This is a genomic window from Brevundimonas sp. ZS04 (assembly GCF_001956865.1).
In the GTDB taxonomy this organism is placed as follows: domain Bacteria; phylum Pseudomonadota; class Alphaproteobacteria; order Caulobacterales; family Caulobacteraceae; genus Brevundimonas; species Brevundimonas diminuta.
Map to the genome: position 1 here is coordinate 45,794 of NZ_MTHE01000014.1, position 11,126 is coordinate 56,919.

At 67.8% G+C, this 11,126-nt stretch carries 15 protein-coding genes and 1 tRNA gene; 12 read left to right on the plus strand and 4 right to left on the minus strand.

Going from position 1 to position 11,126, the window contains the following annotated elements:
• The first annotated feature begins 170 nt into the window (after positions 1–170).
• The 11 genes from rplU (at position 171) to BJP32_RS14420 (ending at position 7,613) form a co-directional block, all read left to right on the plus strand.
• Positions 171–662: a 50S ribosomal protein L21 gene (gene rplU, locus BJP32_RS14370; RefSeq protein ID WP_046651927.1), complete on the plus strand. Its 492-nt coding sequence runs from the start codon at positions 171–173 to the stop codon at positions 660–662.
• A 96-nt stretch (positions 663–758) separates the two neighbouring features.
• Complete coding sequence (gene rpmA / locus BJP32_RS14375; RefSeq protein ID WP_040344569.1) at positions 759–1,043, plus strand: 50S ribosomal protein L27; 285 nt, start codon at positions 759–761, stop codon at positions 1,041–1,043.
• Between the two features lie 177 nt (positions 1,044–1,220).
• Positions 1,221–1,754 carry a GNAT family N-acetyltransferase gene (locus BJP32_RS14380; protein WP_003163930.1) on the plus strand — a complete coding sequence of 178 codons (534 nt, stop codon included), beginning with the start codon at positions 1,221–1,223 and terminating at the stop codon, positions 1,752–1,754.
• A 124-nt stretch (positions 1,755–1,878) separates the two neighbouring features.
• A tRNA-Leu gene (locus BJP32_RS14385) sits at positions 1,879–1,965 on the plus strand.
• Positions 1,966–2,126: 161 nt separating this feature from the next.
• Positions 2,127–2,741 (plus strand): ribonuclease D, encoded by a 615-nt coding sequence (locus tag BJP32_RS14390; RefSeq protein WP_046651929.1) that lies wholly within the window; start codon positions 2,127–2,129, stop codon positions 2,739–2,741.
• Between the two features lie 20 nt (positions 2,742–2,761).
• On the plus strand, positions 2,762–3,424 hold the full coding sequence (gene lptC, locus BJP32_RS14395; RefSeq protein ID WP_003163932.1) for an LPS export ABC transporter periplasmic protein LptC: 663 nt from the start codon (positions 2,762–2,764) through the stop codon (positions 3,422–3,424).
• Entirely contained in the window at positions 3,421–3,909 is a 489-nt protein-coding gene (locus tag BJP32_RS14400; RefSeq protein ID WP_076224608.1) for an LptA/OstA family protein, read from the plus strand. The genes lptC and BJP32_RS14400 overlap by 4 nt, the downstream gene beginning before the upstream one ends.
• Before the next feature lie 6 nt (positions 3,910–3,915).
• Positions 3,916–4,716 carry an LPS export ABC transporter ATP-binding protein gene (lptB, locus tag BJP32_RS14405; protein WP_076224610.1) on the plus strand — a complete coding sequence of 267 codons (801 nt, stop codon included), beginning with the start codon at positions 3,916–3,918 and terminating at the stop codon, positions 4,714–4,716.
• Positions 4,717–4,824: 108 nt separating this feature from the next.
• Positions 4,825–6,348 (plus strand): RNA polymerase factor sigma-54, encoded by a 1,524-nt coding sequence (gene rpoN / locus BJP32_RS14410; RefSeq protein WP_076224611.1) that lies wholly within the window; start codon positions 4,825–4,827, stop codon positions 6,346–6,348.
• A gap of 72 nt (positions 6,349–6,420) precedes the next feature.
• A complete protein-coding gene (hpf, locus tag BJP32_RS14415; protein WP_040344572.1) occupies positions 6,421–7,071 on the plus strand; it encodes a ribosome hibernation-promoting factor, HPF/YfiA family in 651 nt (216 codons plus the stop codon).
• Between the two features lie 77 nt (positions 7,072–7,148).
• Entirely contained in the window at positions 7,149–7,613 is a 465-nt protein-coding gene (locus tag BJP32_RS14420; protein WP_003163938.1) for a PTS sugar transporter subunit IIA, read from the plus strand.
• A 48-nt stretch (positions 7,614–7,661) separates the two neighbouring features.
• Here the strand turns inward: BJP32_RS14420 and BJP32_RS14425 are convergent, their stop codons facing one another.
• Both BJP32_RS14425 and BJP32_RS14430 read right to left on the minus strand, forming a co-directional pair.
• Entirely contained in the window at positions 7,662–7,916 is a 255-nt protein-coding gene (locus BJP32_RS14425) for a DUF1150 family protein (protein WP_003163939.1), read from the minus strand.
• Positions 7,917–7,974: 58 nt separating this feature from the next.
• A complete protein-coding gene (locus BJP32_RS14430) occupies positions 7,975–8,394 on the minus strand; it encodes an Hsp20 family protein (RefSeq protein ID WP_003163940.1) in 420 nt (139 codons plus the stop codon).
• Between the two features lie 203 nt (positions 8,395–8,597).
• On the opposite strand from BJP32_RS14430, the gene BJP32_RS14435 reads away from it, so the two are divergent.
• The gene (locus BJP32_RS14435; protein ID WP_046651934.1) at positions 8,598–9,272 is read left to right on the plus strand and encodes an OmpA family protein; all 675 of its coding nucleotides are present in this window, start codon (positions 8,598–8,600) and stop codon (positions 9,270–9,272) included.
• A 262-nt stretch (positions 9,273–9,534) separates the two neighbouring features.
• Here BJP32_RS14435 and BJP32_RS14440 read toward each other — a convergent pair whose 3' ends face one another.
• A complete protein-coding gene (locus BJP32_RS14440) occupies positions 9,535–10,851 on the minus strand; it encodes a UDP-glucose/GDP-mannose dehydrogenase family protein (RefSeq protein ID WP_076224613.1) in 1,317 nt (438 codons plus the stop codon).
• A gap of 186 nt (positions 10,852–11,037) precedes the next feature.
• Positions 11,038–11,126, minus strand: an 89-nt coding sequence (locus tag BJP32_RS17215; protein WP_317984224.1) for a hypothetical protein, incomplete at its 5' end; no start/stop codon positions are given.

Below are 11,126 nucleotides of genomic sequence, written 5' to 3' on the forward strand. Positions count from 1 at the left end.
GTGCAATCGGGCCACAGACTCCGCTAGGAACAGGTTCCGCGCGGGTTTTCGCCCTAGGCGCCGCCCTTTCACGTTGACTCTTCCGTGACCATCCGTATATGTCGCCGCTCTTCGCCCGCAGGGTCTCCTGGCGGGCGCATCCATTTTTGCGTTCACGCTGAGGCTTCCTAATGTACGCGGTGATCAAGACCGGCGGAAAGCAGTACCGGGTCCAACCGGGCGATGTGATTGTTGTCGAGAAGATCGACGGCGACGCTGGCGCTGCCGTCAATTTCGGTGAAGTCCTCATGCTGGGCGGCGACAAGGGTGTTACGGTCGGCGCTCCGCTGATCGACGGCGCCGCTGTTGCAGCCACGCTGATCGAGACCCGCAAGGGCGAGAAGATCAAGATCTTCAAGAAGATCCGCCGTCAGGGCTATCGCCGCACGAACGGCCATCGCCAGATGGAATCGGTCCTGCGCATCACCGGCATCGAAGGCGCCGGCGAAAAGGCCAAGTGGGACGGCAAGGTCGAGCTGATCACCAAGGCGGAAATCAACGCCCGCGCTCGTGGCCTGGCCCCGCGCGTCGAGGCTGTCGAAGCCGAGGCTCCGAAGGCCAAGAAGGCTCCCGCCAAGAAGGCCGCCCCCAAGGCTGAGGCCTCCGAAGGCGCCGAGGCCTAAGATTTTCACCGGCGCTGGATCAGCGCCTAGCAGGACAGATGGCGCGCTCAAGCAGCCCGAACGGGCGGTAGCGCACCAAGGAAGAGGAGCAGCAAGATGGCTCACAAGAAATCCGGCGGTTCGTCGCGTAACGGTCGCGACTCAGAGTCGAAGCGCCTTGGCGTGAAGAAGTTCGGCGGCGAGCGCGTGCTGGCCGGCAACATCCTCGTGCGTCAGCGCGGCACCAAGTTCCACCCGGGCGCCAACGTCGGCCTGGGCCGTGACCACACTCTGTTCGCCACGGCGACCGGCGCGGTGCAGTTCACCACCAAACGTGGCGGCCGTTGTTACGTGTCGATTCTCCCGGCCAACGACGACGCCCAGGCGATGGCCGCCGAGTAACGCGAAGCCAGGACAGTATTTCCCCGGATCGCGTTGCTCTCGACAGCAGCCGATCCGGACCAAGGGAAAATTTTCCGCGGGGAGTCTGGATCATCAGGCTCCCCGTTTGCGTTTCCCCGCCTCGCAAGCCGCCCGAGCCCTCCAAGGAGGCGGCGCCGAAGACATCGAGGCCGAACCATGTGCGTGATCGAAACCTCCCCCGTCGTCGAGACGCGGCGTCTGCTGCTGCGCGCGCCCGGCGCCCAGGACGTGACGCGGATCGCGGCCCTGGCCAATGACCACGACATCGCCCGCATGACCCAGCGCATGCCCCACCCCTTTCGCGTCGACGACGCCGAGGACTTCGTCCTGCAGGTGGCGTCCCAGGATCCGAAGCGGGCCAACACCTTCCTGATCGAGCACGAAGACCACGGCCCCGTGGGCGTCATCGGCATGTTCCAGAACACCGACGCCGTGCCCGAAGCCGGCTACTGGATCGGACGCGAGTTCTGGGGCCGCGGCTATGCGACCGAGGCGCTGGAAGGCGCCCTGGTCTGGGCCTCGACGCGGTGGAAGCGCCGCGCCCTGATGGCCGGCCACTTCGCCGACAACCCCGCCTCTGGCCGGGTGCTGGAGAAGGCCGGTTTCCTGTACACCGGCGAGACCCGCCCGGCCTTCAGCCGCGCGCGGGGCGAAAGCGCCGATACGCGGATGATGGTCTGGCTGGCCTGATAGAGCGCGGATTTCTCGGAGCTTTTGGTCAACGGCGCAGTTTTTTCAGGAATCGGGAAAAAGCCTGTTGACCGCCCCGAGGCTCCCCCCTATTAGTCCGGCCCTCGGCGGGGCGACCCACCGGGCCCAGGTGGCGGAATTGGTAGACGCGCTGGCTTCAGGTGCCAGTGGCTTAACGGCCGTGGAGGTTCGAGTCCTCTCCTGGGCACCATTTCTCAAGCGGCGCTGTATCCGATCGGATGCGGCGCCGTTTGTCATTCCGGCCCTCCCCTTTCCTTTCGACGGCCGCGACAGCAAAGGTCGAGCTTGCGTCCTAGCGATAGCGCGCGGTTCGTCTATGTTACGGCCTGAACGACGAACGAGTTTCTGCGCATGACGGTTTATTTCCACGAAGGCGACCTGCCCGACGGCCTCGACCTGGGGCCGCAGGTAGCGATCGATTCCGAGACGATGGGCCTGCGCTTCCGTCGCGATCCGCTGTGCGTGGTGCAGCTGTCGTCGGGCGACGGGAACGCCCACGTCGTGCGCCTGAACCGTCCGGCCTACGACTGCCCCAATCTGAAGCGGCTGCTGACCGACCCGAAGGTGCTGAAGATCTTCCACTTCGGCCGCTTCGACATCGGCATGTTCGACCTGCACCTGGGCGTCGAGACGCGCCCGGTCTACTGCACCAAGATCGCGTCGAAGCTGGCGCGCACCTACACCGACCGCCACGGCCTGAAGGACGTGGCCAAGGAGTTGGCCGGGGTCGACATGTCCAAGGCGCAGCAGAGCTCGGACTGGGGCGCGGCGGAACTGAGCCAGGCGCAACTCGACTACGCCGCCTCGGACGTTCTGTATCTGCACGCCATCATGAACCGCCTGAACGAGATGCTGGTGCGTGAAGGCCGCATGGAGCTGGCCCTGGCCTGCTTCGACTTCCTGCCCGTGCGTTCGCGCCTCGACCTGGCCGGTTGGGACGAGATCGACATCTTCGCCCACGCCTGAGAATCGGACCCGAGACGCCGATGAGCGAACAGCCCGCCCAGGACGAGCAGAAGCGCGCCGACGAGGCGCGCGTCGCCCGCGCCGGCGAACGCTGGCGCACGCGCTCGCGCCGGGTGAAGCTGTATCGCCGCGTCCTGCCCATCGTCATCCTGATGCTGGCGGGCGGCGCCCTGACCTGGACCGTGTTCCGCACCGTCATGTCGGGGGTGGAGCGCAAGGCCAGCGAGAGCCGCGAGATCCGCCTGGACAACCCCATGTTCCACGGCCAGGACGCGCAGGGCCGCTCGTTCGTCATCGGCGCCCAGGGCGCGGTGCGTGATCCGGCGACCGGCCATTTCCGCCTGGTCGGTCCGCTGCTGCGGCTCAACCTCGGCGCACGCAAGACGACCGAGCTGACCGCCGACGGCGGCACCTATCTGGAAACCCAGCGCAAGGTCGTCATCGGCCCGAACGTGAAGATTTCCGACGGCGGCACGGGCTGGACCCTGGTCACGCCCGAGGCCGTGGTCGACACCGAGACCGGGGTGGTGACCGGCGACAAGGGGGTGCAGGGTCGCGGGCCCCTTGGAAGCATCAATGCTTCGTCTTATGCGATTTATGATCAAGGCCAGCGGGTCGTTTTCAACGGCCAGGGCGAAACCAAGGTAAGCGGGACGATCAATCCCGCCGGAGCCGACCGATGAACATGTCCAAGTCCAAGCTGACGATCGCGGGCGCGGTCCTGATGACCGCCCTGGCCCTGCCCGCCGTTTCGGGCGCCCAAAACCGCGCCGACGCCAGCCGCCAGCCGGTCCAGTACGGCGCCGACAGCGGGGAATATACGCCCGACGGCTTCTCCCTGCGCGGACGGGCCGAGGTGACGCAAGGGTCCAACCGCCTGCGCGCCGACGCCATCCGCGGCTTCACGGCCAACGGCGAGCTGAACCGCATCGAAGCGACCGGCAGCGTCTACTTCGTCACCCCGGACCAGAGCATGAAGGGCGACCGCGCCGTCTACACGCTGAACGACGGCAACGTCGTCGTGACCGGCGACGTCATCCTGACCCAGGGCAAGAGCGTGCTGACCGGCAACCGCCTCGTCTACAACGTCCGCACCGAGACGGCGCGCATCGAGGGCGGCGGCGCCAACGGCCGCGTCCAGGGCGTCTTCTATCCGCAAGGGAACTGACCCCGCGTGGCGCGCAAGGAACTCTCAGCCCTGAACCGGGACGCGCCCGCCGCCGAGACGGCGGCGACCTCGGCCGACGATGCGCGTCCGACTGGCCTTCGCGTCGAGCACATCGCCCGCAGCTTCGGCCAGCGCCAGGTCGTGCGCGACGTCTCCCTGAACGTCCAGCGTGGCGAGGTCTGCGGCCTGCTGGGCCCCAACGGGGCGGGCAAGACGACCTGCTTCTACATGATCACCGGCCTGATCCCCGCCGACAGCGGCTCGATCTGGCTGGACAATGAGGACATCACCCAGCAGCCCATGTACCAGCGCGCGCGCATGGGCCTGGGCTATCTGGCGCAGGAAGCCTCCATCTTCCGCGGCATGACGGTCGAGCAGAACGTCAAGGCCGTGGTCGAACTGCGCGAGAAGACCGCCGCCGGCGTGCGGGACGAGACGACCCGCCTGCTGGAAGAGCTGCGCATCGACCATCTGCGGCACGCCCCGGCCACCGGCCTGTCGGGCGGCGAGCGGCGTCGCGTCGAGATCGCCCGCGCCTTGGCCGCGCGGCCCAGCTTCATGCTGCTCGACGAGCCGTTCGCGGGCATCGACCCCCTGGCCATCGCCGACATCCGCCAGGTGATCCGCTATCTGTCCAGCCAGGGCATCGGCGTGCTGATCACCGACCACAATGTGCGCGAGACGCTGGACATCATCGATCGCGTCTCGATCATCTCGTCCGGATCCGTCCTGTTTGAAGGCACGGCCGACGAGGCCGTCGCCGACGCCGAGGTGCGCCGCGTCTACCTGGGCGAAATGTACGCCTGACGCCCAGAAGGCCTGACGCGGCGGCTGTTCGCCTCGCGTTAACGGCTTCCGATCCATGATCCCAGCAAGAAGCGGGCCAACAGCGCCTGCGTGCGGGGCGGAAACGACGTGATCGGTCAGAGGCTGGAGGTCAGACAGGGGCAGGGGCTGGTCATCACGCCCCAGCTGCAGCAGGCGATCAAGCTGCTGCAACTGTCGAACCTTGAGCTGGAGGCCTTCGTCGAGGGCGAGCTGGAGCGCAATCCCCTGCTGCAGCGGGATGAGGGCGAGCCCGGCTCCGAGAGCGCGCCCGAGGCCGCCAATGACGCGTCTGCGGGCGACGGCGGCGACGACGGCGAGATGCGCTTCGTCGAAGGCTCGGACGCCCACGCCCAGAGCCTGGACGCCGGCGCCGACGATCTGTACGGCGACGCCGCCCCCGGCGAGCGCGTCAGCGACCGCCAGGATGATCCGGCCACCGACCAGCCCGGCCTGGCCGACTGGTCCCGCGCCGGCTCCGGCGGCGGCCTGGCCGACGGCGAGGAGCGCGAACGCCCCGACCAGCGCGACGAGACCCTGTGGGAGCATCTGCAGGCCCAGGCCTCGGCCGCCGGCTTCAGCCCCGCCGACCACGCCATCGCCCTGACCCTGATCGACGCCACGGACGAAGGCGGCTATCTGCGCGCCGACCTGGGCGAGATCGCCGAACGGCTGGGCGTGGACGAAGCCCGCATCGAGGCCGTCCTGGCCGTCTGCCACGGCTTCGAGCCGACCGGCGTCATGGCCCGCTCCATCCCCGAATGTCTGAAGCTGCAACTGATCGAGCGCAACCGCTTCGATCCGGCCATGGGCGCCCTGCTGGATCATCTGGACCTGCTGGCGCGGCGCGACCTGGCGGCCCTGCGCAAGGTCTGCGGCGTCGACGCCGAGGATCTGGTCGAGATGATCGCCGAGCTGAAGGCCCTGACGCCCCGTCCCGGCGCCGGCTTCGGCGGCGAACCGGCCCAGACGGTCGTGCCCGACGTCCATGTCCGTCCCGACCCGGCCGGCGGCTGGCGGGTCGAGCTGAACACCGACACCCTGCCCCGCCTGCTGGTCGACAAGCGCTATCATGCCGTGGTGGCGGCGGGCGCCCGCTCGGACGTCGAAAAGACCTTCGTCGCCGACTGCGCGGCCCAGGCCAGCTGGCTGGTCAAGTCGCTGGACCAGCGCGCCCGCACCATCATGAAGGTGGCGTCAGAGATCGTGCGCCAGCAGGACGCCTTCCTGGCCTTCGGCGTCGAGTTCCTGCGGCCCCTGACCCTCAAGACAGTGGCTGAGGCCATCGAGATGCACGAATCGACGGTCAGCCGCGTGACCTCGAATAAATACGTGGCCACCCCGCGCGGGGTGTTCGAGCTGAAGTTCTTCTTCACCGCCGCCATCCAGTCCAGCGACGGCGGTGCGGCCCACTCGGCCGAAGCCGTGCGCCAGCGAATCAAGACCATGATCGACGGCGAATCCGGCGACGGCGACGTGCTGAGCGACGACCGCATCGTCGAGATTCTGAACGAGGCCGGCATCGACATCGCCCGGCGCACTGTGGCGAAATATCGCGAGGCCCTGCGCATTCCCTCGTCGATCCAGCGCCGCCGCCTGATGAAGGCCGGCTGACCCTTCTCAAGCGTCACCACAAATCGGTGATCGGCATTGACACCAAAGCCGGTCAGTCGCGTTCTAGTGGACATGAAGATCCAAGTCAGCGGCAAGCAAGTGGATGTCGGCGAAGCGCTAAGCTCGCGCATCTCCCAGGAACTCGAAGAGGGCATCGGCAAGTATTTCGCCCGCGGCGCCCAGGACGCCGAGGTCGTGGTGTCCAAGGATCGACACGGCTTCCGGGTCGATTGCTGGGTGCGTCTGGCCTCGGGCCAGTCACTGGTGACGACCGGCTTCGGCGGCGACGCCCAGGCGGCCTTCGCCGACAGCCTGTCCAAGCTCGAGAAGCGCGTGCGTCGCTACAAGCGTCGCCTCAAGGACCACCACATCGGGCCCAAGGGCCTGTCGCCCGAGAAGACCGAGAACGCCGCGCGCGAAGTCGCCGCCCTGACCATCTTCCGCGACCCCGACACCGTCGAGGACGAGGAGTTCGGCGAGGCGGGCCTGCCGGGCGAACCGCCTCCCGTGGGCATGGTCATCGCCGAGACCGAGGCCGAGATTCGCACCCTGACCGTGGGGCGCGCCGTGGCCGAACTGGACATGACCGGCTATCCGCTGGTGATGTTCCGCAACGCCGCCCACGGCGGCCTGGCCGTGGTCTATCGCCGGCCCGACGGCAACGTCGGCTGGATCGATCCGCAACGCACGACCAAGGGCGCGGCGGCGCAAGCTGTCGGCTGAGGCTTCCTCAGGAAGGGCGAAGGCGCTAAAGAGCACCCGCCCTTCCGCCAATGTCGGGTTCGATTTTCGGGGTAAGCATGGACATCGCTGATTTGCTGTCGTCGGACGGGATCGTCCTGCGGGGCGGGGCGTCATCCAAACGTCAGGCCTTGCACGCCGTAGCCGAAGCCTTCGGCGCCGCCTTCGACCTGGACGCCGACAAGGCGTTCGAGGCCCTGCAGGAGCGCGAGGCCCTGGGCTCGACGGGTCTGGGGTCGGGCGTCGCCGTGCCGCACGCGCGCATCAAGGGGCTGGATCGGGTCTGCGCCGTCTTCGTGCGCCTGGACACGCCGGTCGCCTATGAATCGCTGGACGATCGTCCGGTGGACCTGTTGTTCGCCCTGTTCGCCCCTCTGGACGCCGGGGCCGAGCATCTGCGGGCGCTGGCGGCGGTGTCGCGCGCCCTGCGTTCGCCGGAACTGCGCGAGCAACTGCGCCAGGCGCGGACCGTGGACGCCATCCGCGCTCTGTTCGTCAAGGATGTGTCGAAAACCGCCGCCTGAGCGGTCTTCCTCACGTCTTCATCCGTTTCAAGAACGGCGCAGATGCGCCTAGTGGACCGACATCGGCTCTAGGTCATGCGCCACGGCGGCCGCGAAGGCGGTCTCGCGGTCCAGCATGACGGCCAGACGCTCGCCGTCGGCGCCGTGCACCGCATAGAGAATCTGATCCGGATCGATTTCGATGTCGGCGGCCGTCTCGACCCTGACGTCCTCCAGAACGTCTGAGGCGCGGATCGCGCGGACATAGACCAGGTCCGGGGCGCCGAAATCGGCGAAGTCCTTCGTATTCATGTTGGGCGTCATAAGACCGCCTCCTTACGCTTGACTAAACGCCTGGAAAGCCAGGCGGTTCGACGGCCGTTCAGCCCGTCGTGATGGGTATGCGCCGCACGCTGCGTTCCTGTTCCGGGCGGATCAGTTCGACGTGCAGCAGGCCATGCTCCAGGCGGGCGCCCGCGATCTCCAGCCCATCGGCCAGGACGAAGCTGCGGACGAAACCCCGCGCCGCGATGCCCCGGTGCAGGAAGGCCTGAGGGTCGCGCCCGGCGTCGTCGCGCTTGCCGGTGATGGTCAGCTGACGCCCTTCCACCGTGACCGACAGCTCTTCGGGGGTGAAGCCCGCCACCGCCAGGGTGATGCGCACCGCCGCCTCGCCGAGCTGCTCGACGTTGTAGGGCGGATAGGACTCGGCCGCCGCCTTGGCCGCCCGATCGATCAGGGCGCGCGTATGGTCGAAACCCAACAGGAAGGGGCTGTCGAACAACAGGGTGCGTGCAGTCATGGGGCCCTCGCAATGAAGCGACCTCGGCCGTCCGGCGCCCCCCGTAATCGGCGAAGCGCCCGGCCGCTGTTACAGATGGGGGGACAGGCTGCGGAGGTCAACGGCAGGCGACGCCGGTCCGCGTTCATGGTCCATACACATTGAAACCTTAACTGTGGGGCAAGCGTTCACGCGACCAGAAGTCGCCATCGAAAGGATTTCCCATGCGCGCCAAGATCGCCGTCGCCGGTCTGAGCATCGCCGCCCTGCTGGGCGCCGCCGCCTGCACCACGACCGACCCCTACAGCTCCGCGCCCCGCCGCAACAACACCGGCACCGGCGCCGTCGCGGGCGCCCTGGGCGGCGCGCTGCTGGGCTATCTGACCAACACCTCCAGCGGCGAGCAGGGCCGCAAGAACGCCCTGATCGGCGCAGGCATCGGCGCCCTGGCCGGCGCCGGGGTCGGCCAGTACATGGACGGCCAGCAGCGCGCCCTGGAAGCCGAACTGTCGGGCACCGGCGTCGGCGTGGCGCGTCAGGGCGACAATCTGGTCCTGCGGATGCCGTCGGACGTGACCTTCGCCACCAACCAGTCGGACTTGGACCCGCGCTTCCTGCCGGTGCTGGACGACGTGGCCCGCGTGCTCAACCAGTACGACCGCTCGATGGTCGACGTGGTCGGCCACACCGACTCCTCGGGCGGCGACGCCATCAACCAGCCGCTGTCGGAGCGCCGCGCCGCCTCGGTCGCCTCACACCTGATCAACCGCGGCGTGATGCGTGAGCGCATCTATGTCGCCGGCATGAGCGCCCGCGCGCCGATCGGCTCCAACGCCACCCCGGAAGGCAAGGCCCAGAACCGCCGCGTCGAAATCCTGATCCGCCCCTTCACGGGCTGATCGGCGACAGCTGGATGTAAAGAAGGGGGCGGCGCGTTATGCGCCGCCCCCTTTTGCGTGCTCCACAGTCAAGCCGAAAACAGCACAGCTTCACGCCCTGCCCTCTTGCCTTGCGGGGCGGACTGTCGGCCTATCCAGGCTGGAGATTCGGATGGAAGACGACGGCCTGGGCCGGGCGATGAAACTGGTCGGGATCGCGACGGCGACGGCCGTCATGGTCGCCGCCGTGGTCATCACGGCCGGTCGCCTGCTGCTGCTCTAGTCAGGCCGCGTCCAGCGGGCGGCCGATGGAGAAGTAGCGGAAACCGCGCGCCCGCATGTCTTCCGGACGATAGACGTTGCGCAGGTCGACCATGACCGGCTGCTTCAGCAGCAGCTTGATCCGGTCAAGATCCAGGGCGCGGAACTGATTCCACTCCGTCATGATGACGGCGGCGTCAGCGCCCGACAGGGCGTCGTAGGGGCCGTCCTTGAACACCACGCCGTCCAGCAGCTTGGCCGCCTCCTCCATGCCTTCGGGATCGAAGGCCTGGACAACGGCGCCGCGCTCGATCAGCGCCGGGGCCACGTCCAGCGAGGGGGCGTCGCGCATGTCGTCGGTGTTCGGTTTGAAGGTCAGGCCCAGAAGGGCGACCGTCTTGCCCTTCAGATCGCCGCCCAGGGCCTCGGCGACGCGGTCGGCCATGGCCTTCTTGCGCGCATCGTTGATGGCGACCGTGGTCTCGATCAGCTTCAGCGGCGAGCCGGCGTCGGTCGCGGTGCGGACCAGGGCCAAGGTGTCCTTGGGGAAGCACGATCCGCCGTAGCCCGGCCCGGCGTGCAGGAATTTCGAGCCGATGCGGTTGTCCAGGCCGATCCCGCGCGCGACCTGCTGCACGTCGGCGCCGACCGCCTCGCACAGGTCGGCGACCTCGTTGATGAAGGTGATCTTCATGGCCAGGAAGGCGTTGGCCGCATATTTGATCAGTTCGGACGTGCGACGCCCGGTGAACATGATCGGCGTCTCGTTCAGATTCAGCGGGCGATAAAGCTCGGCCATGACCGCACGGGCGCGCTCGTCCGTCGTGCCGACCACGACGCGGTCGGGGCGCTTGAAATCGCCGATGGCGGCGCCCTCGCGCAGGAACTCAGGGTTGGAGACGACCGCGAACTCGGCGTCGGGACGGCGCTCGCGGATGATGCGCTCGATCTCGTCGCCGGTGCCGACGGGGACGGTCGACTTGGTCACCACGACGGTGAAGCCCTGCATCAAGTCGGCGATCTCCTCGGCCGCCGCATAGACATAGGACAGGTCCGCATGACCGTCGCCGCGTCGCGAAGGCGTGCCCACGGCGATGAAGACGGCGTCCGCCGTGCGGATCGCCTCGGCGCCGTCGACGGCGAAGGCCAGGCGTCCGTCGCGAACGTTGTTGGCCACCAGATCATCCAGCCCCGGCTCATAGATGGGCATGATGTTCTGGTGCAGGCGCTCGATCTTCGAGGCGTCCTTGTCGACGCAGGTCACCGTGTGGCCGAAATCGGCGAAACAGGCGCCTGACACCAGGCCGACATAGCCCGTTCCGATCATGGCGACGCGCATGGACTGCTCCTCTTATCAACCGTCCCTGCCGCAATAGCCCCGGTCGCGGCGGATCGCCAGCGACGCCCGGCCGCGGATCTAAGAAAAAGCCAAAGAAAAAGGACGGCCGCCCCGTGGGATCGACCGTCCTTCATGTCTTGCAACCTCGAGGTTTCGGGGGCCGATCACGACCGGCCCCCTTGAGCCTTAGAAGTTGATGTCGACGGTGGCGCGGCGGTTCAGCGGCTCACGCACGCCGTCGCCGGTGGCCTTGGCCGGCTGGGTCTCGCCCTTGC